The organism is Shewanella livingstonensis, from assembly GCF_003855395.1.
Taxonomy (GTDB): domain Bacteria; phylum Pseudomonadota; class Gammaproteobacteria; order Enterobacterales; family Shewanellaceae; genus Shewanella; species Shewanella livingstonensis.
In genome coordinates this window covers 503,173-529,384 of sequence record NZ_CP034015.1, presented here as the reverse complement: position 1 = coordinate 529,384, position 26,212 = coordinate 503,173, and the positions used below count along the sequence as shown (strand labels likewise).

25 protein-coding genes and 1 pseudogene are annotated in these 26,212 nt (G+C 41.6%); 10 read left to right on the top strand and 16 right to left on the bottom strand.

Annotated elements, in window-relative coordinates:
* Window positions 1-56: 56 nt before the first annotated feature.
* Window positions 57-542 carry a TonB-dependent receptor plug domain-containing protein gene (locus tag EGC82_RS21425; RefSeq protein ID WP_244212524.1) on the top strand — a complete coding sequence of 162 codons (486 nt, stop codon included), beginning with the start codon at window positions 57-59 and terminating at the stop codon, window positions 540-542.
* Window positions 511-2,193 carry a TonB-dependent receptor family protein gene (locus EGC82_RS02475; RefSeq protein WP_244212523.1) on the top strand — a complete coding sequence of 561 codons (1,683 nt, stop codon included), beginning with the start codon at window positions 511-513 and terminating at the stop codon, window positions 2,191-2,193. The genes EGC82_RS21425 and EGC82_RS02475 overlap by 32 nt, the downstream gene beginning before the upstream one ends.
* Window positions 2,194-2,466: 273 nt before the next feature.
* Here the strand turns inward: EGC82_RS02475 and EGC82_RS02470 are convergent, their stop codons facing one another.
* From EGC82_RS02470 to EGC82_RS02460, 3 genes are all read right to left on the bottom strand, one after another.
* The gene (locus EGC82_RS02470; RefSeq protein WP_124729352.1) at window positions 2,467-3,051 is read right to left on the bottom strand and encodes a hypothetical protein; all 585 of its coding nucleotides are present in this window, start codon (window positions 3,049-3,051) and stop codon (window positions 2,467-2,469) included.
* A 207-nt stretch (window positions 3,052-3,258) separates the two neighbouring features.
* Window positions 3,259-4,143 carry an IS1595 family transposase gene (locus tag EGC82_RS02465; protein WP_124729351.1) on the bottom strand — a complete coding sequence of 295 codons (885 nt, stop codon included), beginning with the start codon at window positions 4,141-4,143 and terminating at the stop codon, window positions 3,259-3,261.
* 108 nt (window positions 4,144-4,251) lie between these two features.
* Window positions 4,252-5,040 (bottom strand): AraC family transcriptional regulator, encoded by a 789-nt coding sequence (locus EGC82_RS02460; RefSeq protein WP_124729350.1) that lies wholly within the window; start codon window positions 5,038-5,040, stop codon window positions 4,252-4,254.
* Window positions 5,041-5,143: 103 nt separating this feature from the next.
* Here EGC82_RS02460 and EGC82_RS02455 point away from each other — a divergent pair.
* Window positions 5,144-6,339: pseudogene (locus EGC82_RS02455) on the top strand (MFS transporter).
* 120 nt (window positions 6,340-6,459) lie between these two features.
* Here the strand turns inward: EGC82_RS02455 and EGC82_RS02450 are convergent.
* From EGC82_RS02450 to EGC82_RS02440, 3 genes are all read right to left on the bottom strand, one after another.
* Window positions 6,460-6,825, bottom strand: coding sequence for an MmcQ/YjbR family DNA-binding protein (locus EGC82_RS02450; RefSeq protein ID WP_124729349.1), 366 nt, complete (start codon window positions 6,823-6,825; stop codon window positions 6,460-6,462).
* 42 nt (window positions 6,826-6,867) lie between these two features.
* A complete protein-coding gene (locus EGC82_RS02445; RefSeq protein WP_124729348.1) occupies window positions 6,868-7,299 on the bottom strand; it encodes a hypothetical protein in 432 nt (143 codons plus the stop codon).
* A 205-nt stretch (window positions 7,300-7,504) separates the two neighbouring features.
* Window positions 7,505-8,110, bottom strand: coding sequence for a TetR/AcrR family transcriptional regulator (locus EGC82_RS02440; protein ID WP_124729347.1), 606 nt, complete (start codon window positions 8,108-8,110; stop codon window positions 7,505-7,507).
* Window positions 8,111-8,323: 213 nt separating this feature from the next.
* Here EGC82_RS02440 and EGC82_RS02435 point away from each other — a divergent pair, with 213 nt between their 5' ends.
* The 3 genes from EGC82_RS02435 to focA all read left to right on the top strand — a co-directional run bounded on the left by EGC82_RS02435 (window position 8,324) and on the right by focA (window position 11,846).
* On the top strand, window positions 8,324-8,704 hold the full coding sequence (locus EGC82_RS02435; RefSeq protein WP_124729346.1) for a hypothetical protein: 381 nt from the start codon (window positions 8,324-8,326) through the stop codon (window positions 8,702-8,704).
* Window positions 8,705-8,792: 88 nt separating this feature from the next.
* Entirely contained in the window at window positions 8,793-9,701 is a 909-nt protein-coding gene (locus EGC82_RS02430) for a haloalkane dehalogenase (RefSeq protein WP_124729345.1), read from the top strand.
* Window positions 9,702-10,256: 555 nt separating this feature from the next.
* Window positions 10,257-11,846: a formate transporter FocA gene (gene focA / locus EGC82_RS02425; RefSeq protein WP_124729344.1), complete on the top strand. Its 1,590-nt coding sequence runs from the start codon at window positions 10,257-10,259 to the stop codon at window positions 11,844-11,846.
* A 159-nt stretch (window positions 11,847-12,005) separates the two neighbouring features.
* On the opposite strand, the gene EGC82_RS02420 is transcribed toward focA, so the two are convergent.
* Together EGC82_RS02420 and EGC82_RS02415 are read right to left on the bottom strand one after the other, a co-directional pair.
* Window positions 12,006-12,818, bottom strand: coding sequence for a RecX family transcriptional regulator (locus EGC82_RS02420; protein ID WP_124729343.1), 813 nt, complete (start codon window positions 12,816-12,818; stop codon window positions 12,006-12,008).
* A 438-nt stretch (window positions 12,819-13,256) separates the two neighbouring features.
* Window positions 13,257-14,144 (bottom strand): LysR family transcriptional regulator, encoded by an 888-nt coding sequence (locus tag EGC82_RS02415; protein ID WP_124729342.1) that lies wholly within the window; start codon window positions 14,142-14,144, stop codon window positions 13,257-13,259.
* A 148-nt stretch (window positions 14,145-14,292) separates the two neighbouring features.
* On the opposite strand from EGC82_RS02415, the gene EGC82_RS02410 reads away from it, so the two are divergent.
* On the top strand, window positions 14,293-14,898 hold the full coding sequence (locus EGC82_RS02410) for a short chain dehydrogenase (RefSeq protein ID WP_059746887.1): 606 nt from the start codon (window positions 14,293-14,295) through the stop codon (window positions 14,896-14,898).
* 201 nt (window positions 14,899-15,099) lie between these two features.
* Window positions 15,100-15,348: a hypothetical protein gene (locus tag EGC82_RS02405; RefSeq protein ID WP_124729341.1), complete on the top strand. Its 249-nt coding sequence runs from the start codon at window positions 15,100-15,102 to the stop codon at window positions 15,346-15,348.
* Between the two features lie 398 nt (window positions 15,349-15,746).
* Here the strand turns inward: EGC82_RS02405 and EGC82_RS02400 are convergent, their stop codons facing one another.
* The 4 genes from EGC82_RS02400 to EGC82_RS02385 all read right to left on the bottom strand — a co-directional run bounded on the left by EGC82_RS02400 (window position 15,747) and on the right by EGC82_RS02385 (window position 19,967).
* Entirely contained in the window at window positions 15,747-16,334 is a 588-nt protein-coding gene (locus EGC82_RS02400) for a DsbA family protein (RefSeq protein ID WP_124729340.1), read from the bottom strand.
* 1,379 nt (window positions 16,335-17,713) lie between these two features.
* Window positions 17,714-19,195 carry an IS66 family transposase gene (gene tnpC, locus EGC82_RS02395; protein WP_124729339.1) on the bottom strand — a complete coding sequence of 494 codons (1,482 nt, stop codon included), beginning with the start codon at window positions 19,193-19,195 and terminating at the stop codon, window positions 17,714-17,716.
* A gap of 80 nt (window positions 19,196-19,275) precedes the next feature.
* Window positions 19,276-19,626 (bottom strand): IS66 family insertion sequence element accessory protein TnpB, encoded by a 351-nt coding sequence (gene tnpB / locus EGC82_RS02390; RefSeq protein ID WP_124729338.1) that lies wholly within the window; start codon window positions 19,624-19,626, stop codon window positions 19,276-19,278.
* Window positions 19,623-19,967: a hypothetical protein gene (locus EGC82_RS02385; RefSeq protein ID WP_124729337.1), complete on the bottom strand. Its 345-nt coding sequence runs from the start codon at window positions 19,965-19,967 to the stop codon at window positions 19,623-19,625. The genes tnpB and EGC82_RS02385 overlap by 4 nt, the downstream gene beginning before the upstream one ends.
* 128 nt (window positions 19,968-20,095) lie before the next feature.
* Here EGC82_RS02385 and EGC82_RS02380 point away from each other — a divergent pair, with 128 nt between their 5' ends.
* Entirely contained in the window at window positions 20,096-20,587 is a 492-nt protein-coding gene (locus tag EGC82_RS02380; protein ID WP_124729336.1) for a hypothetical protein, read from the top strand.
* 272 nt (window positions 20,588-20,859) lie between these two features.
* Here EGC82_RS02380 and EGC82_RS02375 read toward each other — a convergent pair whose 3' ends face one another.
* Entirely contained in the window at window positions 20,860-21,633 is a 774-nt protein-coding gene (locus EGC82_RS02375) for a nuclease-related domain-containing protein (RefSeq protein ID WP_124729335.1), read from the bottom strand.
* 47 nt (window positions 21,634-21,680) lie between these two features.
* The gene (locus EGC82_RS02370; protein WP_164839187.1) at window positions 21,681-22,457 is read right to left on the bottom strand and encodes a class I SAM-dependent methyltransferase; all 777 of its coding nucleotides are present in this window, start codon (window positions 22,455-22,457) and stop codon (window positions 21,681-21,683) included.
* 130 nt (window positions 22,458-22,587) lie between these two features.
* Between EGC82_RS02370 and EGC82_RS02365 the strand changes: the two genes are divergently transcribed.
* Window positions 22,588-23,433: a 23S rRNA (adenine(2030)-N(6))-methyltransferase RlmJ gene (locus EGC82_RS02365; RefSeq protein WP_124729334.1), complete on the top strand. Its 846-nt coding sequence runs from the start codon at window positions 22,588-22,590 to the stop codon at window positions 23,431-23,433.
* Window positions 23,434-23,790: 357 nt separating this feature from the next.
* Here EGC82_RS02365 and EGC82_RS02360 read toward each other — a convergent pair whose 3' ends face one another.
* Together EGC82_RS02360 and EGC82_RS21420 are read right to left on the bottom strand one after the other, a co-directional pair.
* On the bottom strand, window positions 23,791-25,152 hold the full coding sequence (locus EGC82_RS02360) for a M28 family peptidase (protein ID WP_415837707.1): 1,362 nt from the start codon (window positions 25,150-25,152) through the stop codon (window positions 23,791-23,793).
* A gap of 91 nt (window positions 25,153-25,243) precedes the next feature.
* The gene (locus EGC82_RS21420) at window positions 25,244-25,924 is read right to left on the bottom strand and encodes a lytic transglycosylase domain-containing protein (RefSeq protein WP_415837706.1); all 681 of its coding nucleotides are present in this window, start codon (window positions 25,922-25,924) and stop codon (window positions 25,244-25,246) included.
* Between the last annotated feature and the right edge of the window lie 288 nt (window positions 25,925-26,212).

The window sequence follows — 26,212 nt, the reverse complement described above, 5'->3', positions numbered from 1 at the left end:
CGTTTATCGTCAACTTATCACTTTAGAACAGACCAAACGAAACATAGGGAATATGCATGTTAACTGAAAAATCCAGATTCACTTTAACCACCATAGCAATGGCCATTGCAGCAAGTTTTGCTAGCTCGACGGCAGTTGCTGACGACAAAAATCAGACCGAAGCCAAACCTGAAATCATTGTGGTGACAGGGAGCTTATTAGGTAATTCTGAAGTTGCTGATTTAAAAACGTATACCGGTAACCGCTCAATCATTACTTCAGATCAAATAGAGCGTACTGCAGCCAGATCAATCGACACTGCATTACAACAAGTTCCTGGGATTAAAATTAAAGACGAGACTGGAACAGGGGTTTTACCTAACATATCAGTACGAGGCTTAGACAGCAGCCGCAGTGGTTACGCCCAAGTCTTACTCGATGGGGTCCCAATGACGCTTGCGCCATATGGGCACACAGGTCAGTCATTATTCCCTGCCACGTTATTCATGATAGATAGAATCGATGTAGCACGTGGCGGAGCCATCGATTCAGTATGGCCCTAACAACGTTGGCGGCGTAATAAACCTTATTTCAAAGCCAATCCCGACCGACTGGGAAACCAGCGTTAATGAGCGCATGACCTTCTTTGGTGACAGTCGCAACTTATTTGATACCAACATCAGCACTGGTGGCGCGGTTAATGAAGATTTTTCAATGCGTTTTGATGGCAACATCACCAAAGGGGAGTCGTTTCGTGAACACTCCGACACTGACATTAAAAACCTAATGTTAAAGACCCTGTGGAATATCGATGAGCAAAACAGCTTAGATGCCACGCTGCAATATTACGATGCTTTTTCTGAGCTACCGGGTGCATTAAATACTCCCGCTTATGAAGCCGATCGCGAGCAATCCCTACGCCCTAATGATGAGTTTAATGCCGATACTAAACGAGTGTCATTGAAATATAGCCATGTTCTCGACGACTCTAAAATTATCGATTATGGTGAGATTGATCTCAGAGTATTTGGTAATAAAAGTTCACGTAACTTTCAGTGGGATTTTTATGATTCAAGCAAAGACACCGATGGCAATTTAGGCACAAGCTGGAGCGATACCACCCAGGATGCTACTCATCTGCGTAACTCTCCGCGAGACTTTACCGTGTTTGGCATTGAGCCAACGGCAAGCCTGCTTATTGATGGCGATATTAGTCAGCACATTATCGCAGGTGCTCGTTATATTAATGAAGACATTAGCTACCAACTCAACCACATAGACAAGTCGACTCAAACGGCAACTCGTCCGCGTGACTGGCAAATGGATACCAATGCCATGGCCTATTATGTGAGTAATAAAGTGGGATTTTTTGACGACACATTGTCGGTTACTCCTGGCATAAGATATGAAGATGTCCGCATGACCTTCACCAATGTTGGACAAGACTATAGCCAAGATAATCACGTGACCGAGTGGCTTCCCGGCATCACCTTGGGTTATGAGTTCAGTTCAAACTGGTTTGGGTATACCAATGCTCAACGTTCATTGAGAACCCCACAAATTTCGCAATTATGGCCTAAAGATCAAACCCTTGAATCAGAGCTATCTTGGAACTATGAAGCTGGGGTACGTTTTACTCCAACAGAGCGCAGTAACTTAAGTATTGCGGCTTATCGTATCGATTTTGAAAATAAAGTTGAGTACGACAGAAACGTCAGTATGTTCGTCAATATTGGCCAAACTCGTAACCAAGGCATTGAGCTAGAAGGCACTTACTCACCGATGTCGCTACCAGATCTGGTTCTAACGGGTGCCTACAACTATTTAGATACTGAACAACTTGATGGCGAGTTTGCAGGTAACGAATTGGCTTATGTGTCTAAGCATCAACTTTCTGCCAGTGCTTTATATAGCATTAAAGATGTCGATTTAGGATTAATGGCGTTCTATTACAGCAAGTCATTCGCAGATCTTGCTAATAGTGTTGAAGAAGATGTATCAGGCACATCGGGTGAAGTGCCTGCGTATACCGTGGTTAATTTCAATATTGCGACTGAGTTTTTCAAACAAGATAATCACGGCTTAAAGGTGGGATTGTCGGTCAACAACCTATTTGATAACGAGTACTACTTTAGAGGCTTAGATGTGTCTCCAGCAGGACGAGTGCCAGCATCAGGCCGCTCACTGAGCTTAGATGTCGGTTACACCTTCTAACTGACATCCGTTTCTAAGAGCGTAATATTAACTCAGATAGAATATCGATTTCTCAACTCAAAAAATATCGATAATAGTCAAAGGCTCTAAATGAACAAAGCCTCAGCATGGTTGTTGAGGCTTTGTTCATTCATTATGGAAACGCTATCTTCTTGCCTATGCATCACTAATTAACTGAAGTCACCTTATTGAGTGATAATCAATAGATTCAGCATGTTATAACCAAACTTTTAATATGGGAAACAGATTGAATGACGATATTGTTACTTCAAGTCATTGAATATATTGTTCTGTTTCTTCGATATAGTTTTCACCTTCTTTCGAAAACATCTTAGAACCCGCTTGATAAATACCAATAATAATTACGCTATACATAAGCCATAACCCTATCGCTTTAAGGTTAATGTTTTCTAACGGCTTTGCTGTTTCTCTTTGTTCGTTTAAGGCAATATTTGATGAAGCTTGACTCGATTGACGGAGCGCTTTAATCAATAAAATAAAAATCCCAATACTCACCACTAACCAAAAAAGTAATTTAGTCAGTGCGATATACATTATTAATCCGCCAATAAATTCACCAGAATCAATGACCGCACGCCATAGCGCTGTAAGGTTCACAAAGATGGCATAACCCCAAATAAGGGTTCCAAGTTGATAACCTAATTTGCATCCCTTAAACAGTAAAATACCCGCAGGGATCCCTAAATAACCGGTCACGAAGAAAGAGACTAAACCACTAATCAATAGCCAAGTACTGGTTGATTCATTAAAAGCAAAACTTGAGAGGAAACCGATAGCAAAGAGAACGGGCAGTGCTTGAATGATGGTCAGCACAGCGATAATAGGACTTTTTTTCATTGAATATCCTTGTAACAGGTCAAGCGTAATCCTTTAGACCTTATTGAGTTTGCGACGAATATTATGCAGCAACGATGGAGTATTACTTGTTAACAAAAAACATACAACTATAAGTTTACCGATAAAAGCAACACAAAGCCTCTCGCTCAACTCATGTCACTTACTATCGAAAATTTGATCATTAGCGAACATGCCTATGCACTTGGCTCAGTAAGAATGTATTGGCGTGTGAATCATTGCCAAATTTAACAATCTGTTAGGTATTTCTCTTTCCATTTGTCTACGATTGAACCGATAACAGAACTCGCTCAGGTATTCTTGCAGGTACTTTCCTGAAACACCATGAAATGTCCCAAGTAAAAATGCCTTTAAGTTACCAATGGCAATATGAACCCAAGGCAGCCATTCATCAACAAGCTCACTGGGGGTAACCCTCGCTTCATGTTGTTGAGTCTTATCTATAATATTCAACGCAGGTAAGCCGTCTGTATGCACTTCTTGCTGTTTCGTTAAGTGTTTGGCAACGAACTTTTCAACACTATCATGGCAAACGCTATTCACAGCCTGCATAGCAATAAATCCAGCTCTTTTTCCTTTGCTTTCAACGGCAACTAAAACAGGTGTTTTACCTTCTGCTCCACGTCCACGCTTGCCCTTCCTTCTGCCACCCACTAACGCATCATCAATTTCAATAACGCCTGACAGTCTATATAAGCTGTCTCTATGGCCCATAGCCGTTCTCAGCTTACTTAATATCAAACGTGCCGTTCGCCAATTAACTTCAATGTGCTTGCTCAATCTTAATGCTGAAATACTGCCTTTATCTGAGCCTAAAAAGTAGATTGCCCAAAACCACTTAGTGATAGGAATACGGCTACCGTGGAATAATGTGTCAGCTGTGACCGATGTTTGTTTATGACATTGACTGCATTCATATAAATTGCGGGTTGTAAGCTCATAGGCATGCTCACAAGAGCATCTAGGGCAAACAAAACCATTAGGCCATCTCATTTTCTTAATGTGATTTAAGCAATCAGTTTCAGAGCTGAATTGACGTTGCCATTCAAAAAAACTCGTTTCAGGCATTTTCATAGCAAATCTCACTTCTAGTCTTGATTTATACTATAAGAATAGGCCAAAACTGACTCAGATGCATAGGCATGTTAGCGAATGAAAAACAATGGCTTAAAATAGTCAATTTTAGTGAGTATTTAACTCGTTCATGTATTTCATCGGCGATTTTTTCATGACTTTTTTAAACATAGTAATAAAGGCGCTAACCGACTCATAGCCTAATAGTTCAGAAATCTGCTGCACACTTTGCTTGTCTGATAGCGCTTGTAGTGAAGTAATAATATCAATTTGCGTACGCCACTTTCCAAAAGTCATGCCGGTTTCTTTTTTGATTAATCGTGCCAAGGTGCGTTCTGTTAATGCAAACTCATCGGCCCATTGCGGTAACGTTTTTCTATTACTAGGTTGGCTTATTAATTGTTGGCTCATAGCTTGAATCACTGTATTTTTCGACAACACAACATCTAAGTGCTGAATAGGCATGTCACTCAATTGATCAAATAACACGTGAGCCAAACGCGCGGTTTTACTGATTAAATCGTAATGTTGATCACACCCTGCTAGTTGGCACATCAACTCTTTAACTAAAGGCGTAATCGCTAAAGTGCAAGTATTTGGCGGCATGCCTTGCATGTTGCTATCAATAAATACATGACACAGTTGTGCATGATCTGAGGCGCGATTACTGTGTAGTTTATTTGCCGGGATCCAAATAGCGCTATGGGTTGGCACCATCCACATTTTTGCCGAGACTTCACAGGTCACGTAACCGTGCAAAGCAAAAATTAACTGACCTTTAGGGTGAGTGTGTAACGGGATTTCATGACTGGCACAAGCTTGTTCAATTTTAGCGATGACAGGTTGTGGCATCGATTCATAATTGCTGATCTCATCCCACCCTACGGGCTTAAACATAGACTTGTCCGTTTTAAGATATTTATTGTCACTATAGCTAAATTATCTCAGCAGGCAAATCTTTATACTGTCGACCATTATTAAGTGAAATCTAAAGCAGCAAATGACGTTACAAACCGATAATAGCAAACTGCAATCGCGCTTTTCTGGCGTAATACTGGTGATGGGTATTTTACTGATTGCGGCTAATTTACGCGCGCCGTTTACCGGCATTGCCCCTGTGTTAGCGCAAATTATTGATCACTTTACGCTAAGTGGTTCACAGGCAGGCTTTATCACCACACTTCCGCTTATCGCCTTTGCGATTGTTTCACCCATGGCGGCCATGTTTGCCAGAAGGCAAGGTTTAGAGCATGCCTTGTTTGCCGCGTTAATACTGATTCTATTCGGTATTTTGGTGAGATTTATCGACTCATCAACCATGTTATTTGTGGGTACCACCGTTATCGGGATCGGTATCGCCATTGCAAACGTGCTATTACCGAGCTTAATCAAACGAGATTTTGCCACCAGAGTGGCGCTGATGACTTCTGCTTATGTCCTCACCATGGGCATGGCATCGGGTGGTTTTTCTGCTGTTGTATTCCCGCTGAGTCAGTTTAATGGTTTAGGTTGGCAATTAGCATTGGGCCGGTCGCGGGGTTGATTGTGTGGACAGCACAATTAGGCAAGCACACTAAACCCGCGAGCATGTCGCAATTTGCGCCATCGTCAAAAAGTGTATGGCGTTACTTATTAGCGTGGCAAGTGACCTTACTGCTGGGTTTAAACTCATTTCTTACCTATATCATCCTTGCTTGGCTGCCAAGCATATTAACTGATACTGGCCACTCAGCAGTTGAGGCTGGGGCATATCATGGCGCATTTCAAATTTCGACCGCACTACCCGGCCTGGTATTAATCCCCCTGTTGGCTAAGTTAAAAGATCAGAGTGCGCTGAGCTTTATTTTAGGATTACTCAGTGCAGGCAGTGCAATAGGCCTGTTATACATGCCTAGCTTTGCTTTTTTCTGGACGATTATGTTGGGGTTTTGCTCTGGAGGCTGTTTTATTTTGGGGTTGTCGTTTATTAGTTTGCGCACAGATGACCCGCATCAAGCGGCCTCGCTTTCTGGTATGTCACAAAGTGTTGGTTATTTATTGGCGGCAATAGGCCCTATGCTGGCGGGAGCACTTCATACCTCAACAGGTAGCTGGGAAGCACCACTGTGGTTATGCATCATTGCTGCGCTATTGTGTGCATTATGCGGGTTCGGTGGCGGCAGAAATACCACTCTGAATAAGTCTGCCGTGGCGTAATTGATGGTGATGGTGATGATGATGGTGATAAGAACAAACAACTTATTCATCAACATAGTGAGCAGAGGCAACTCATTTTAAGATGGCTTGCTTAACAGCAAGCCGAATTAAGCAGCAAGTCTACTTTAGAAGCAAGCCCAGTTCAGTTTGCTTTTTTTTACTCAGACCTGAAGCGACAATACGATGAGATTCAGATAAATAATAGGTTAACTCTTCATCTAACCTGCCTGATGTTTCTATTTGTTGGATCCACTTCATCCCACGGCTAGCAAAGTAAGGCGCAGGATGATAACCATCATTATTTTTTAAAAACTCATAATTTAACGGTGACGTTTTGAATGTGAATGCCGGATCGCCATTTTTAGCCGTAAAACCAATCGCGAATACCTTACCAGCCACTTTCCAAACGTGCGAACCTCCCCATTGCATAACATAAGTTGATGCAGCTAAAGCTTCACAAAATTGATTAAATTCACTGTGCTTCATAAATTCATCACCGTTTAACGTATTAACAAAAAAGATCTACCGTTAACCATAACGAGCGTAGAGTTTACTCGCCAAAAATGCCCCGATAATCATTTCAACCCATGCTATTGGCACCAATGTATATGCCATTTGCCATGTGCCTAACCCTGAGTTGACAGAGCCGACCCAAAAAACACCTAGGGTTGCGATACACGTCACCGTGGCCGATATCACGATCGATTTAGCGTTATGACCAAAGCTTTGGGCGCATAGCCAATAGACAAATACCAATGTGCTGGTGAGCATGGTATCCCACAAAACCCATACCAGTGCATTACTCAACGCCATGGGGCCAACGGCTAACTTACCCGCATAGAATGCTTCCATCATTGGAAACGCGACCAACATGGCTCTGGCGACTTCAGCAATATTGATCCAAATGCTAGTGAGTAACATCACCACAATGAATTGTTTTACGTTAAAGGTATTATTCATAGATAGCCTGCCTGGGTTTGATTTATAGTGATTACTACATAATTAAATATTGTAGTGATCACTATTAATTGTCAACCCGTTCAGGTAAACGTTTAAAGTAACTGTGATACAGCTCTGAACGTAACGACATTTGCCAAAACAACTCACTGTAGACTCATAAGCCAATTCAGTATTCACTTAACCAAGCAAACAACTGGCATTGATATTAGTGATTAGGAATCGCTGACAACGCATGATCAAACACAGACTTCAATGCCGCTTCCGATTGCCCCGCTTTAGCTTGAACTGCCAGACCATAGCTAACCGCTAATAAATAATCGACTAATGTTTCAATGTCTTGGTTATGAGTGCTGCTAGCTTGATGCATATCAGACTCGAGTAACGTCATTAACAGCTGTTTAGTTTCCTGCCCCTGCTGTCTCATATATAACAGCGCGTCTTTAGGGAATGAAACACTATCAGACTCATTGACGCTTTTTACCAATAAACAGCCGCGTGGAGTGTCACTGCTGGCAAACAAATGGATCAAACCATAGAAACACGCTTGCAATCTTTGTTTTAGTGTCGCGTCAGACGTCTCGGTTAAATAGTGATAATTAACACCAGCATATTGCTCAACATAATGAGCAAGCACCTCTTTAAACAGGGTTTCTTTATTGCCAAAGGCGGCATACAAACTCGGCGTATTAATGCCAAGTTCAGCACTGAGGTTGGCAATCGACGTCGCTGAATAACCATTCACCCAAAATAAGCGCATGGCTTTGTCTAACGCGATATCTCTATCAAATGCTCGCTTTCTTCCCGCTTTCAATTGCCCATCCACTATATTATCGAATTTTTATCATTTTGTAGCAGTTACTACAAAATGTCAATTTACCATATTGACATAATATAGTGATCGATACATAATTCATCTATTCTATATCGATCACTATAGATCGTATTTATATAAGTGACCTTGATGTAAGTGAGATTGATATAAATGAAATTAATGTAAGTAAAACTGACATAAGTGAGAGCCAACATGTTTAAAAAGTTCGTCCAATTTACCGCGCTATTTAACTTTCCTATTGCTATAGGAATAATCATTCCAGCGCTAATTAATCCTCAGGCTGACACCTTGATTATCACTGTGGTATTGGGCGGATTTTTAATACTCATGGGAGCCGCATTACTTTGGGCTGTGTCTGATATCAACACACGTGCACCCATTGTTGTATGGGGAGGATTGGTCAGAATGGTCGGCTTTATCGCTGTCGCTTACGCAGCGTCATTGGGTATGGCACCTAAGGCATTTGTCATTATTGCAGCCATGGATCTTATTACGGCTTTTATTTACATCATCGGCAGTATACGGGCATCTGGATTACCTTTTAATACCCTGCTTTTAGGTAGAAGCCGCTGAATTAATATCAAATCGAGATAACTGCAATAGCTAATGGTTTCGGGCTAAAAAACAACTAATTTATCAAACAGACTTTTGGAGATATAACATGACGATTAAAGCACTAAGAACACCAGAACAACGATTCTCTATGCTACCCGCTTTCCCTTTTCAACCTCATTATGTTGATGATTTGGAAGGCTTTGAGTCTTTACGCATGGCTTATATCGACGAGGGTGATAAATCAGCTGAATACACATTTTTGTGTTTACACGGTGAGCCAACCTGGAGCTATTTATACCGCAAAATGATCCCGGTATTTACTCAAGCAGGACATCGCGTAATCGCCCCTGATTTATTTGGTTTTGGCCGTTCAGACAAACCTGTTGATGACGATACATACAACTTTGAATTTCACCGAAACAGTTTAGTACGCTTAATTGAGCGTTTAGACCTTAAAAATATCGTTCTTGTATGTCAAGACTGGGGCGGGTTTCTAGGGCTAACTATCCCAATGGATATGCAAGACCGATTCAAAAAACTCATCGTAATGAACACGGGGATCAGTAATGGCCAAGCGTTATCAGAAGCCGCTATACAATGGATGGCCTTTTCTGCTGCGGTACCTGAAATTCCAGTAGGTGGACTGATTGCCTGCGATGCCGGCTCTGCAGTAAATATGATGGATGTTATCGCTTATGATGCGCCTTTTCCTGATAACAGCTATAAAGCAGGCGTAAGACGCTTCCCGCAGATGATCCCAACCGATGCCAATGATGACGCGGTAAAATATGGCCTACGAGCTATCGATTTTTGGTCTAACACTTGGGATGGCGACAGTTTTATGGCCATTGGTATGAAAGACGTCATTTTAGGTGAACCGGCAATGATGGCATTAAAGGGAGTCATTAAAGGCTGCCCAGAGCCGATGAAAATAGCTGAAGCGGGCCACTTTGTACAAGAATATGGTATTGAAGTGGCTGAAAATGCGCTCATTCATTTTCAATTAAATCACTAACTATTTAAGCATTCTCATCGCAAATGATAAGACACGTTGGCGATGAGGGATGCGAAATATCGACAAGTAGGCAATAGATAATTAACCTGATACACCTTGACCCTGATACCCCACCATATTAATCAACAACAATATTAGATTGTTTCACCTCTTTTAAAACCGAAACCCTTCCCTCGACTCAACCTAAGAAATTGATACTAGCTATCAATTTTTATTTGCCGAGTATCACTAGGTTTAAAGGGCTTTTCGGCCTCATATCTATCATTGCAGTGAAATCTGCGCTTTATTTTTACCTTGATGAGCATTTGCATTATTGGTAGAGCAAAACGGTCAGAAATAGCCTAAAACAGCTCATAAAAGCCTAAAACAGCGTCCGTTAATGTATCAATTAAATTGATACATTGCTTAAGAAAGTCCCAATATTATTTATGTGCATTTTTGTGTACTTTGAATTTAGGTTAACAACTCAACAAACAAATTCAAGGAGTTATCAATGTATATAACATATATGAATCCCCCTCCCTGTGGACTCCGTCATATGTTACGGAAGACATCATGAGTAGAGTTGACGCCCAAGAGGCGCAAACTCAACAGCTAACGGCTAGGCAAATAAGCCATCTCGCCGTGGTTGATAATTCCGCTGTGATGAGCCCTTTCGAAAAAGCCGCTGAATATGGATACGCTAAAGTCACTAAGCACTTTGGCCAATCATTTGGTCTATCGGTATTTGCAGGGGCATTCATTGCGCTGGCATTTGTGTTTTATCTTACCGTGACGACAGGTTCGGCCCCCGGTTCATGGGGGTTAGTCAGATTTAGTGGTGGTATCGCCTTTAGTTTAGGACTCATTCTCGTTGTTGTACTGGGTGGTGAACTCTTTACCAGTACCGTATTAAGCGCTATTGCTTGGGCACAAAAGCGGGTGACAACCAAACAATTACTTGGCTGCTGGATGCGTGTTTATTTAGGCAACTTATGTGGTGCCATGTTGATACTGATATTGGTAATGATGTCAAAAATGTATGCCATGGATGGTAATGAATGGGGACTTAATGCGCTGCATGTTTCACAACACAAGATCCACCATGATTGGAGTCAAGCTTTTGCTCTCGGAACATTATGTAACTTACTGGTGTGCTTAGGTGTCTGGATGACCTTTAGTTGTAAAGATGCTTTAGCTAAATCGTTACTGCTTATATTGCCAGTCGCGATGTTCGTCTCCAGTGGCTTTGAACATAGTATTGCCAACTTATTTATGGTGCCACTGGGTATTGCTATTCAGAACTTTGCAGGAAGCGAATATTTCATTGCTCTAGGAGTGATGCCACAAGCTTTTGCAGACCTTACTATTAGTAATTTTGTGTTGCATAACCTTATTCCAGTAACGCTGGGCAACATTTTAGGCGGCGCAGTATTTGTTGGCTTAGGTTATTTCTGGATAGATAACTCAAATACAAAAACAGCTGCTGAGATGCCCTCGCTATACATTAACCCCATTACGCAAAATCAGCCACAGAGCTTGTCAATTTCAGAATCAATTGACCAATCAAACATGACTTCACAAATTCAATATCAACCAAGTCAAAAGGACTTAGCCATGAAAAATAAAATCCAAAAACTTATCGTTAGTGAACTAATGGACACCAAACCTACCACCCTTTCAGTTGATACCAATATTTATCAGGCTCTTACACTATTAGCGGCAAAAAACCTGCGCAGTGCTCCGGTAGTAGACCAAGATAATCAACTATTAGGCTTTGTGTCGGAGCAAGATCTAATGCGCTCGCTTTGGTCTGAGGAGTTTGCTGCAAAATTGCCAATTTCAGTAAAAGATATCATGCAAACTAAGATGCTCACCGTCGCACCAACAGAAAAAATTGTGCAACTGCTTGAGTTTATGGTGGTTGATAAAAAGAAGCTCTTCCCGGTAACAGATACGGGTATGTATATTAGTGGTGGCTACCAGAGCTATGAAGAGCGCCTGCGTGATGCTTCCGCAGCGGTACCAAGTGCCTATCCAGTTGTTGAAAATGGGCGTTTATGTGGGGTTATCCGCCGTGAAGCACTGATGCAGATGTTCTCTAAGCTATATAGTCCAAAACACGATGGCATTACACATCCCGCAGAACAACAATCAGTGGCATAGTGTTAAAGCAATATTTAAGACTCGACCAAGATAAGCGAATCTCGAGATAATTAATGGACCTTAAATACTCGTTACTCCGCTTGCATTGAGGTTAATTATATCAATATAAGGGCTAGTAATATTGCTAGCCCTTATATGCAGCAACAATTATTATTTCATCTATTGCTCACTATCTAGGCTCATCGCTTCTTTTATTTCATCACTACCGAACCCTTTACGCGATAAATACGCATACGCTTTTGACTTTTCTTTATAGTCCGATAGGTTATAGCGCTTTTTAGCCAACTCATTTTGACAGCTTTGATAAAAATCGACATCATCTGTTAATGTTAATTGATACAAGGTATTTTCAAAGTCACTCACATCAATTAGTCGCTGTTTTAATTCCTGCAAGATAAGCGTTTTACCTTTACCTTTTTTAAATAGTTTTATAATTTCAGTCGTTAAGTCTACTTTATCTGCTTTTACGGCTAATTTACTGCGCAATGTTTCACGTTGTGGATGCTGTGATAATGCATGATCTATTTCCGCTCGAGAAAAGCCTCTTGTGGTCATTTGGGTATACACTTTTTCCCTATTGGTACCATAAAAATTGACAAACCGACTTAACAGCCTAGATGTTGCCATCTCATAGGCATCAACTTTTTTCTCGTCCATCACTTGCTCTATGGCGGTATCAATCTCGGTAACGGCTACGCCGCGCAGGGTTAACTTACGCCTTATAGCGCCGGCACCAAATTCGCTACTAAAGTACAACTCGCAAAAGCGTACCGCAAAGTCATAGTCACTTTTTAAATAACCCCCCTCTATTAGCCTAGCAAGAACGGTATCAATCCATTGTTGGTTTTCAGTTTTACGCTCAAGCTTGGTGCGAATTTCATTAATAGTAAAATCTTGCTGACCAAGATGCCAATAGGCGCTATTAAAAACGTTATCGATGGTTTTAGCTTGACGAAGTGGCGGGCGTTGCATAAAAAATAATCTTAAATTAAAAAGTAACCAAAAACAGTGTAGCAGTTCCGCGTATTATTGAGTACGCGAGAGACATATCCTTACGTTTGAATACCATTTTAACCTAAGCAATAGGCCGAAAAAATACATCGGATAAATATGAAACGGTATCGCTGGACTCAATAGATGCCCAAGCCTATACAAAGCGCCATGACTTAGCTAAATGATTCAGCCGTATTGATGATTAAGCCGTACTTTGACAGAAATGTATCCATAGTAGGACAAATTGAACATTCATAAATAAGTATTTACGGTTAGATATTATTCTCTAACCAAAAGCAAAATACATTCAGCTCTAACCAGCTTGCAGACAAAAGTGCTTTTGCAACGATTAACCCTCTCAGTTATTACGAGTACGTTATTCATTTAATGCTCAGACGACTAAATAAAAATGATGATTTACGACTCTATATCGAGTAACGATATAACCCACTTTTGCAAAGGGTCGTCGTGGTAACGCGGATGCCAAGCGGCAATCACATCAAAACTATCTGGCGATTGCTCAAGCTCAAGGGTGACTACATCTAACCCTTTAATCGCTCGTAAGGGTAAAAAAGCAATTGAGTCGGTTGTTTCAAGGTACATAGGCACCACCGAAAAACAGGGCGCAGATACAACAATGTTTCGTTGTAAGCCAAATTGCGCGAACCAATCATCAATAGAACCTTTAAAGTTGGGCCGAGACGGTGACGCTATAATGGTAGGATATTGGGCTATCTCAGCTAACGAAGGTATTGTTTTTGATATTGTTGAATGGGTTGAGGTAACACAAACATGGCGTTCTTCAAACAGCTTAATAACGCGATAACTCTGAGGAATATAATCAGGAAACGCGATAGCCAAATTCACCTTTCCGCTTTCCATTTGCTCATGCAATTTATCTATCTCAAAATCTTGCACAATCAGCTTTAAGTTGGGCGCTTGAACTCTTAGTTTGGCAATCAACATAGGCAGAACAATTTGCTGCGCATAATCTGTCGCAGAAATAGTAAAAGTGCCCTTGGCCTTATGTGGAATAAAGGTTTTGGTTGATATTAATGAGTTGAAATCAATCAGCAGCTTATCAACCCCAACCGATAATTCCTCAGCAAAAGGCGTTGGCACAAAGCCATTTGTTTTCCTAACAAACAACCTGTCATCAAACACGTCTCTGAGTTTTTTCAAATGCTCACTAACAGCTTGTTGAGTCAAACCGAGCTGACTTGCAGCTTTAGACGCATTCTCCTCACGCATAAGCGCCTGAAAAACCTTCAATTGTTTTAAGTCTAATCGGTCTAATTTACTCATAATTTATCCTTCATACATCATCGCTGGCCCACTCTGCCAACCATTAACAAGTATAGCTTGTATCACTTACAATTAACGATTGTTTCAAATTGTTTTACTCATTCGCTAAAGTCTACCCATCAAGTTAACTCAATAGATGGAAACAAAAATGAAAACAGTAATTTTAATTGGTGCACTAGGCAAAATGGGTCAAGCAGCGTTATCTGGCTTAGGTAAGCATAAGGTTATCACTGCGGGCCGCTCTGGCAACGTCGACCACATTGTCGATATTACCGATGAGCAATCGATTGAAGCCTTGTATGCAAAAGTCGGTCACTTTGATGCTGTGGTTAATACCGTGGGCGCTTGTGAATATGCGCCATTTGTAGAAATGACAGAAGCTCAGTGGATGACCACTGTCATGAGTAAAATGATGGGGCAAATTAACCTAGTGCGTATTGGTCAAAAATACATTGCTGATGGCGGTTCATTTACTTTAATTAGCGGCATATTAAATGTTAAGCCTATTCCGTTTGCAATTGCCGATGCCACCACCAGCGGCGCTATCGATACCTTTGTAAAGTGCGTCGCCTATGAAATGCCAAGAAACACCCGCATCAATGTGGTCAACCCAACGGTGTTAACTGAAGCATGGGATGTGTATGGCGAAATGATGGCAGGGTTTGAGCCAGTACCTGGACGATTAGTTGGCAAAGCATTCGAGCGTTCTGTCGATGGCTTTATTACTGGTGAAGTGATTTTTGTAGACGCTTAATCTCATGAAAACGAGGGAGCAAAACAACAATGCTCCCTTCGATTAAGCAAGTCTATGCATTAGGCCAAGCCATTTAAAGGCCGAGTCAGTAGCATATTCACAGCCTAATTTACTCAGCCCTAACGGACTCAAGCTAATCAATAAAGATAAGCGGCTTAAACAGACGTAATCACGCTATCAATTAATATTTAGGAATACACAATGAAAGTTTATACCCTCGCAGCAATCATCATGTTTTTATCCGGCTGTGCGCATTTGCAAACTACAGATACTCCAAGTTCTGAGCTTAAAAATACTGAGCGTCAAAACATAGGTTCTCGAGGCACTTATTCTCAAAATATAAGTGTCGATGATTTAGCAACTCAATCCACTGACCCAAAACAAGTATGTAAAAGGATAAAGCGAAATAAACATTTTATCACCCGTTGCCAACCAGTGGGTGCACGTTAATAAGCATTGAGTAAGCCACTTTTAAACTGTCTATGGTGCTTAGTGACTCGTAATATTTTATCGTAAACCTATATAGAATATCTTCAGCGATACTGAAGATTGATGAAATAATGGTGTCGCTAACCTATGCATTTTTTAACAGTAACAGCGAATCGATAACAGATTCTGCTAGTGGTCTCAGTGTCCAATCAAATACGCAACGCGTCGTCAAAGTATCTGCGGATAAATGCATACCTAAAACAGAGACTACTCAGCCGATCATAAATTATGTCAAACAAGCATGATGACTATAAAAATGACACTAACTTTGACGTTAAATAAAGCATTTTCTCTACCATAAAAGCCAAATTCCACGCGTTCGTTTTGGATAAATATGTGCGATCCCCTTATTAGGGCCTTTATATAGTTTCTTCGCCAAACAATGGGTCAATCATTTGTTGCCAATCGGTCAACGTTGATAGGTGATTAACAAGTACATTCCCGCCATTATTGATAAAAACAGTTGGGGTTGCCCATACAGATTTTGTCGCAGCATACCGAATCGGAGTTCTGGCTAAGGTGTAAATATCACCGTCATCCATCCGACTAAGAAATTGACAACGATTTATCCCTAAATGTTCTTCGGCCTTGTCTGCAATAAGTTGCCGAAGATCGTCGTGAGTTTTATGCATAAACTCTGCATTGTAAAATTCATCCTGTCGTTCATATAAATAAGTGGCAAAGTCGTAAAACTTATCTGCATCACCATCTGCTAGGGCAAATAGCCCAAGACTCATATCCCACGCTTGGCGATGATTACTTAATGTCATTAGATGAACTTTAAGGCTGACCGATCTGCTTTTGTAATGTTGTATCACACTAAGTAACGTCGGCCACATTGCTCGTGAATGGGGGCATTGAATATCAACAAAAACATCAATCGTTATGTCAGCCGCTTTATCGCCACGAAGCACGCCGCTTGGGCGCATAGGTATTGGTGTTGTCATAGTGATCCCACTATCAATTAAGGTTAATTATGTTGGCTGATACATATTGTCAAAACAGCCCAAAATCAGGGAAATACGTGTCGCTGGAAGCAAAGTCTGACATAGGCAGCTTCTAGCATTCAATCACTTATCGAAAAGATATAACCATACTCTGGCATAAAATGTACCCATAGTCTGACAAATCGAAAGGTCATAAAATAGTGATTAAAAGGAGAATGTAATTTTATTATGAAGAGCCAAATAGCTTATGCCCTATCTAACAAACTTTTGGACAAAAATGCGTTAGAGCTTCGGATTTAGTGCGATGACATAAAGTTTACACTGACCCCCAACTACATGACATAAAGTTTACACTGACCCCAACTACACCGACCCCACTAAATTCGCAACTACACTGACCCCACTAAATTCTAAATTCGAGTTAAGGTATTTCAAGAAATGGATACTCTGATTTGGGACAAAAACCTGTTAACAACCTATTCGTCGTCCCGGCAATGCTTTTGTGCCGGGATCCAGGTGTTTGTTTTGTACTTTTGCCAGCTCACGTATTCTCTTGTAAAAAATCTTCAACGGCCTCAAGTTCAGGGTTGAGTTAAGGTGTTTAAAGAAATGGATACTTTGATTTGGGCCAAAAGGCCTGTTGCAACCTGCTCGTCGTCCCGGCAATGTTTTTTAGCCGGGATCCAGGTGTTTGCTTTGTACTTTTGTACTTATGCCAGCTCACGTATTTACAAGTAAAGAGTCTACAAACGACCTCAAACTCAGAGTTGAATTTGGACATTTGAAAGAAATGATAAATCCATTTTTAGAATGAAAAATAAAATTAAGTCATTGTTTAAATTAAATTATTATTTTTATACAGTCAGATTAAATTCATAGGTACAATATAGTAATTAAACTAAGATTTTATACGAAATAACTTTGCGCTTTAATCATAAAACTCTTAAGGATAAATTAGGCATGGATCGAAAGCAGTCAATGGCTGTCTATAACAGCTTATACAAAAAAGAGTACCCACTAATTCAAGATGAAGTATGCCAATGTTGTGGGATAACTTCAGACCTTCAAATAGATCACTGCCCTGCAATTACAACAGCACACCTTTATGTTCGAAATAATAATATTCCTTTTATAAAAATATTATTATGCGGGGAATGCAACAGGATAGCTTCAAACCGACTACTTCCAAGGTTTACTGAGCGCTTCTTTACCATCAAAGAAAAGTTATTAGAGAGATACGCTAAAGATCTTGTAAACGAATTCAGAGATGGAATAGATTATTCAGATAATTATCTTATTGAAGCAGATAAAAAATTCGAATTAATGCTCAATAGAATTGGTTTTGGGCTATTGAGGGGTAACCGTCTAGCGAACCACACCTACTTTTTAAAATTCCATGGTAACAGGCTGTCGATATTGGGTTCTGGTTTACACAGTTCATCAAGGCAAACCATGATGTAATCAAATGGGATTAGACCATTTACCTTTGCGGTTTCCACAATACTGTAAAGGGTGGCACTAGCATGTGCACCGTTAGCTGTTTGGCTAAATAACCAATTCTTTCGGCCTATCACAAATGGTTTTACCGCGCGTTCAGCTCTATTGTTATCGATGCTGAGTCGTCCATCATCCACATAACGGATAAGCTTGTGCCATTGATTAGCCAGGTAATTAGCCGCCTCAATCAGTTTGGTATTACCCACTAAATTTGGCTGGTTCTGCTCAAGCCATGCTTTTAGCTTGTCCAGTATAGGCACACTGGCTTGTTGTCTGGCAATGTACTTTTCATCAACACTTTTATCTTTAACGCGTGACTCAACAGCGTACAGTTTTTGGATAAGGCTCAATACCACATCCGCTTTACCGGTTTTGTTTTTACCTTGTAGCTTTTTCGCGTCGATAAATTTACGACGAGCATGAGCCCAACAGCCGATTAAGGTTGCCTCTGTTCTGGCATAGGCTTGATAACCATCCACGTGCAAGTAGCCTTGATAACCTGCAAGATAATTGACCACGCACGCGGCCGCGCGACTATTGTGGAAGTCGTAAAGCACGATATTAGGGATAGGATTATTCGGGTCTGGTGAGTCTCGACCCGAGCAATACACCCACATATAGCTGTTCACTTTATCGGATTTCACCACTTTCAATGGTGTTTCATCGGCAAACAACGTGGGCTGCTTTAGCAGTTCGGCTTTAAGCCGCGCAACTAATGGCGCGAAGAGTGTGGCGGATTTGTCTATCCAACTGCTCATGGTCTGGCGACTGAGTTCAATACCGTATTGCTTAAACATCGCTTCCTGGCGATAAAGCGGTAACCCATATTGGTATTTACTGGTGATAAGCTGGCTCAATAAACTCGCCGTCGCAATGCCTTTGTTGATGGGCATGGCAGGCATTGAGGCTTGTTTTATCGGTGTCTGAGTCGAGGATTTATCACAGTGACGGCAAGCGTACTTAGGCCGAATGTGCTCAATCACTTTGATTTGAGCGGGTATAAACTCAAGCTTTTCTGACTTATCTTCACCCATTTTATGCAGCTCACCGCCACAACAATCACAGGTCTTATCGGTGATGTCGTGAATAACCTGCTCACGGGGTAAGTCTTTTGGCAGTGGCTTACGCACCGGCTTTTTACGGGTATAGCTAATGGATTGCTGCTCAGCCTCAGCGGCTTCAACAATCTCTTCTACTTCATTGAATAACTCGCCTTGGCCGACAAAGCCTTCAGCACTTTTGCCGAATTGTTTTTGTTGGGCCAGACGCCAGCGCTCTTCCAATGCCGCAATGTGGGCATCCTTCTGCGCTAACAGTTTTTCAAGTTCAGCAATACGCTGTTTAAGGGCGAGTTCATTTTCCATGACGCCTATTTTAAGGCATAACAAAAGGCTTTCCAGTGCTAACTGAACTAACTTTGATGATCATCAATCGATCGCAAGAATTAAAGCACTTGCTTACCTGCAACATTCATTTTGCTGTGACCAATCACATCATAACCTGCTAATAACCAATGTAATTGTTGCTCGGTTAATGTCATGGTGGGTGACATGAGTTTAGGCCATTTGAACTTATGCTTATCTAAACGCTTATACCACAGGGCAAAACCGGTGTTATCCCAGTACAGCAGTTTGAGTTTGTCGCGCCCTTTATTACAAAACACAAATAGCGCACCACTGAGCACAGGTAGTTCAAGCTCTGCTTCCACCAACGCCGCCAATCCATTAATCGATTTACGAAAATCGACCACATCGGCACATAAATAGACGGTGGGTACATCAACGAACATCTTCATGCCGTTAGCCCTTTAATAATGGCAACGATATCGTTCGTTGCTAAATTGGCTGGAAACATTAACTGGCCTGTGCGGATATCAAACTGCACCACATTTTGATGAGTTTGCGCGCAGACTTCAGTGGTGGTTTGTTTTACCTGAATAAAACGTGATGATGTGGGGTTGGTTGTTTGCACTGGCAAAGTTGAATTAGGCTGATACTCAGCCAGTAAAGCGCGCTGTTTATAGTAAGTGGTGATAGCGACATTATGGTGTTGGCAAAATTCAATATTAGTGCCACTAAACGAGCCGCGTTGTTGAAGTAGCATCTGCCACTGAGTTGTTGTTCTGTATGTTTTCATCACCTGCTCCAAATTTATCATTGAGCAGGTATTTTTAGATAATCAGAACATCGATGCTAGGTGTACTTCGCTAGACGCATACATTGAGGGTGGACTTACTTTCTAAAGAACATCAGAACATTCTTCAAATGAAGACTATTAGTGGTGACACAATATATAACCATTTAGCATATCGTTCCGGAGGCGCTTTATTAACGTCTGATGAAATGGAGTCGATAAATAACATTCAAGATGTTGAGGACACATTTGAAGTTGAGGATGAAAATGAGGTAATAGAAACCGAGTACCTTTCACAAGTGCTTATTGAAAATGAAATATCCAGTTACCAACAGTATCTTGATTTTTACAATGAAATACCTGCAAGAGCATTCGCTTTAGACCTTCCCAATAAAATTAATGATGGTGTAATATCCTGGTCCGAAATAAAAAAATCTATTAATCATAAGACTGCAGAACTACCTGAATTTTATGATGATATAGTCAATTTCATAAAAGAAAATAACATAAAAAATGAAGATGAATACCTTTCTCTTAGAAGACAAGTAAAACCAATTGATAGAGAGTCATTACCAAAAAATATACAAAATTATAAGATTGACTGGTATTCATATCTAAGGTGAAAAAAGCACAACTTACAAAAACACCACAAAGATTTACCTCCTAACTTCGTCAGAGGCTGATTTCACTTTGTTGACCAGCACTATACAGGTCAACAAAATTTCTTGAATTACATCAAGATGTGGTACAACAGCCAACGGATACATTAATGCCTCAATTATCAAAATCCTATTGAATTCGAGTGTATGGATGAACCGTTAAAAGAAGTAGCTTAACTAGAGTGACCGAATTCAGTTGACCAGTTCACAAATAAAGTTCAACGAGAAACAACCAATTAATTAAATTTTTCTACCGCTCTGCATTTAGGAAAACTTGAACAGCCCCAAAATGTAGAGCCCGCATTTTGGCCTTTTTTAGCTTCACGTAACACCATATATGAGCCACACTTTGTGCAAAGCTTTTGGTCAGTTTTTTGCTTAATGATTTCTTTAACATGCACTTTATGAGCCTGGTTTGTTGCAAACCCTCGCGCTAAACGACCAGATTCAATATTGTTGATTATGTCTAAAACTTGCTGCTGATCCAGTAACTCAACAGAATGTGAACGAATGTATGACAAGCAACCACTTGCATGAGTGACATTGTCCGGCATTTGCGTTTTAAACTCACTCTTACCGATAAATACCACCACAGAAAAGAGTGCATCAATATTGATATTGAGCAGCGCTTCTAGTGTTTTAAGATGTTTATAATTTTGATGAATTGGATTTTGAAATTTAGATGAGTAGTGATAAATTTTCTGCGTCCACTGCTTTTGGTTGGCTGAGCCAAAAATCCATCCTTTCATGTTTTTTGTTTCTACAATAAACACTCCAAATTGAGACACGACAATATGATCAATTTGAGTTGTGCCATTGTCGGTTGGCAGAGTAATATTTTTAAGCCTGTGATACTCGTTCTGCGGTAATCTCTTGAGTAACATATTGACCTGAAACTCACCCCAAAGACCTTTAAACCAAGGTGTTGTGGTGATATAGGTCAATAAAATAACAGGGAATATATACCAAACCTGTAGAGCAGCATTAATTAAGATTTCAATTAAACCCACAGCAATATCCTTATCTTTGATGCTTAATCACCGCTATTTCAACACTACTATTTCATCGCGGCTTTCACATACACATCAAAGCGATTTTTTTTCTGCGCTAATACCATGCTGGGTTTTACCCCGTCGAGATCTTCAGCATAATCGGGGCGTTTTACGACTACGCGTTTGGTGGCGAGTGCTATTGCTGGGGCTAATAAGCCGTCGGCGTCTAAGTCGGCACCGACTAAGGTTTGAAATACGCGCATTTCTTTTTTAACTAAAGCAGACTTTTCGCGATGCGGGTACATGGGGTCAAGGTAAACCACATCGATTTCGGTGGCCGATGATTGAGCGGCGTTGGCTAATGCATCCAGGCTTGAGCCGTGAAATAGGCTCATCCGCTCCTGCATCCATTGGCCGATTTCGGCATCTTCATAAGCGCGGCGTAAGCCATCTTCTAATAGCGCAGCAACCACAGGGTTGCGCTCAACCATAATCACTTTGCAACCTAAGCTGGCCAATACAAACGCATCGCGGCCTAGCCCTGCTGTACCATCGACTACCGTTGGCGTTACGCCTTGCTTTAACCCGACCGCTTTGGCAATGGATTGACCGCGTCCGCCGCCAAACTTACGCCTATGTGCAACAGCCCCAGATACAAAGTCAACGTTAATACCGTCTAATTTAGGTTCATCTCGTTTGTACAAACTTAAGGTGTTTTGCTCAAAACGCAATTCAAATGCAGCGTCTTTGTCCCACACTAGCTGCCAGCGCTGGGCAATGTCGACTAATGATGGATACTGCTGATTAAAGAAGATAGGTGTCTGCAACAAGATGATTACCATGCCAATATAAGAAACTACGCCATTATGCCAAAAGCCATCACCAGTGAACACCTATACCTCGCGCGCTAGAAAACTTATAATGTGGCTATTACACAGTTTTTGCTGTCTCATTTAGTTAATGGAAATGCCCATGCTCAGTTATCGTCACGGTTATCATGCTGGCAATTATGCCGATGTACTTAAGCACTCAATGCTTATTCAAGTATTAAAAGCGATGCAGAAGAAAGACAAACCTTATGTGTATATCGATACTCATGCTGGTGCTGGCGCGTACTCGTTAACCGATGAGTTTGCTCAGAAAACGGGCGAGTATTTAGAAGGTGTGGCCAAGTTATGGGATCACGCTAATTTACCCAGCGCATTAGCCGACTATGTTGAAACAGTGCAGCACTTTAACGCTGAGTTTGATGGCGAGTTAACCGTGTACCCTGGCTCACCCGCTATTGTCGATGTTGAGCTTCGTCCGCAAGATCGTATGGTGCTACACGAACTGCATGGAACTGACCATGAGTTACTGGAAAATTACTTTATTGAAGACAAGCAAGCTAAAGTCATTAAAGGCGATGGTTTACAAGGATTAATTGCCGCGGTTCCGCCATTAGAGCGCCGCGGAGTGATATTAATTGACCCTAGCTATGAAATGAAAACTGACTATCAAGATGTTGCTGAAACCATCATTAAAGCCCACAAACGCTTTGCTACCGGGACATTTCTTTTATGGTATCCGGTGGTTAAACGTGAGCAAACAGAAGCTATGTTAACGCTGCTCAAAAATAGTGGCATTAAGAAACAACTGCGTATTGAGCAAGGCATTAGCGCCGACAGTGACGAGTTTGGTATGACAGCTGCGGGTTTATGGGTAATTAACCCACCTTGGCAAATGGATGTATTGGCTAAAGAAGCATTAGATTACTTAGCGCCTTTACTAGGCGGTGCCGACGGAAGCATTAGCGTAAAGTGGGAAGTAGGCGAGTAAGACTTTCTACCCGCAAAAGATGTGAGTTTATAGTCGTATCAGATCCTAACTATCTTTATTGAAATAACACACAAATTTCAAATGGAATTAACCTGCAGGCTCAATGGTTCTCCGTCCGAAGTGTCCGAAATAGCGTGATGAAAATGCCGTAGTGACATCATGGATGATGGCACAGGGGCTCAGGGGTACATGGATGTACCATCTGAGCCGTTAGGCGATTTTTATTATGCTATGAGGATCAACACTTTGTCGGAGCTGCGGGGGAGATCCAAGAGGGGGAAGCAGTTTTCCCCTTCTTGGTCGGGTGTGGGCGAAGCGCCACGACCTTGATGTTATTTATTGACGTATGACTGAGCATTACTTAAAAAACGCGCCTGCCGCACCAGGGAATACCACTGGACTAACATTACCATTCGCTGCGACACTCGCGACACCAAACAAATAATTATCGATAACCATATTATCCAAGGTAAACTGATCCACTTTGCCGACATAGCGGCTATGAGTCCATTCTGGCACTGTGGTTAAACGCCAATAAACACGATAACCAACAACGGTTTTATCGTCACTTGCTGCCCACGTTAAGGTGGTACTCGGTGACACTTGGCCGGTTACAGCAACCTTGGTTGGCGGCGCTGGCGCCCATGCTTGTGACGCTAAACTTAACGCATTAAGCGCAGTCAGTTTGGCGGTAAAACCAAAGTCTACTCCGTCAATCACATCGCCATACGCAATGCCGTTTTCAACTCGGATGTCTTGATGTTGGCGATTATAGTTTTCGTTAGTTTCCATAATCCGCACGGCAGGCAAACCAGCCTGATTAAACGGTAAATGATGCCCGCCACGACCAAATCGGTCGAGACGATACACTAACATTACGTCTAGGTTCGTCATGTATTGGTCGGCTAGTGATTTAATTTTACGGGCTAAATTGCGTGACGCAGAATCATTTTCGCCGCCACTGAAATAACGCTCTTTGGCTTCATCTGCGGTTTCAGCAAAACGTACACCTTCAGAAAACACCCGCACACTGCTGTTATTAACCACGCCATTAATGCCAGAGATATTGCCAATCATGTCATTATTTAATACTGCTTGAACCTGCCAATTTTGCGCTTTGGCATAGTCAGCTAAAATATTGCCGCCATACAAACCTTGCTCTTCACCCGACAACGCAGCATACACAATAGTGCCATTAAATTGGTATTTAGATAACACTCGCGCTGCTTCTAACGCCCCTGCCACACCGGATGCATTGTCGTTAGCACCAGGAGAAATTGAGGTAGCATCCAACACATCACTAACACGTGAATCAATGTCACCGCTCATCATGACTACGCGCTTAGGGTCAGTTTTACCGCGCTGAATCGCGATGACGTTAACCACTTCAGTAGGCTGTGCAATACGCTTGCCTTCTACTGTTTTCGACACTGTCACCACTTCTAAACAGCCGCCACACTCTTTAGATATACGATTAAATTCAGCTTCAATCCAACGTCTTGCCGCGCCAATACCTTGCTCATCAGATGTAGTATCAGACAAGGTATGGCGAGTCCCAAAACCAACTAAGGTGCGAATGTCTTGTTCAATCCGCTGTGCTTGGGGTGCGGTAGCAATATCATATAAACGCACATCTTCTTGCGACGGTGCGACTAAAACTTGCTTGTCTGTCGCCAAAGCAGGCAAAGAAACCGCGCCTAATATCAATAAACTGGCCATTCCCACGAGACAATAACCGTTACTAGGGGTGAGTTTGATACGTTTTGGTTGAATTTTATGGATTAAATGGTTCATTAATAAATACCTTAAATTAACTGGCTAATGCTTTTTGATAGCGTTTTAATAATATTTTTACGCGCTTCACATAAGCTTGTGTTTCAGGATAGGGCGGTATACCGCGATATTGCACCACCGTCGTGGGGCCGGCATTGTATGCTGCACACGCAAGGTCAATGTTGCCGTTAAATTGACTTAATAACTGCGCAAGATAACGACTACCACCGCTAATATTTTGTTGAGCATTAAAAGGATCATCTACGCCCATATCGCTAGCAGTGCCCGGCATTAACTGCATCAAACCTTTAGCACCAGCCTTTGATAACGCGCCCATTTTAAAAGCAGACTCGGCATGAATTACTGCTCGAATAAGCGCAGGGTCAAGCTGATATTGGCGCGCGGCTAACGTAACGTCGGTCGCAAAAGGTGAGGTAAATAGTGGGATTTTATACCAATCAACAACCGAATCGACTCGGCAGGCAAAACATTCGTACAATAATACTTGGTAGTCTGCATCCAGCGGTTGTTGATCGCTAAACACCATCACCCCATTGGTTTGCTTGTATTGAAATACTTTACGCTTTTCCACGCCTAAATCACTGACAATACCATTTTCGGAGTAACTGGCCTTAACGCGAGGCTTACTCGATACTGAGCCCGTTTTTGTTAACGAATAATTATTGGTTAACGTACGCGGTTTTTGCTTATCGCCCACATAGCCAGCATTCAACGACAGCTGATCATTAATTGATTGCTCATCGGCAGGCTTAGTGTTGCGGCGACTCAACACGTTATATGTTTCTATCGTTGGCGCTGGGTGATTTTCAGCGGTGGTAGTTTGAGATTGTTGTAACAATAACTGCTTTTTTGCTGCGGCTTGCTGAGGAATATACTTAGCTTTAATTTGCGGCTTTTCAACGTCTTCCACAGCAGGATAAACCACTTGCTTGGCTTGTATAGGAACACAAATACAAGCCAACAACGTAGCGATACCGAATAGCGT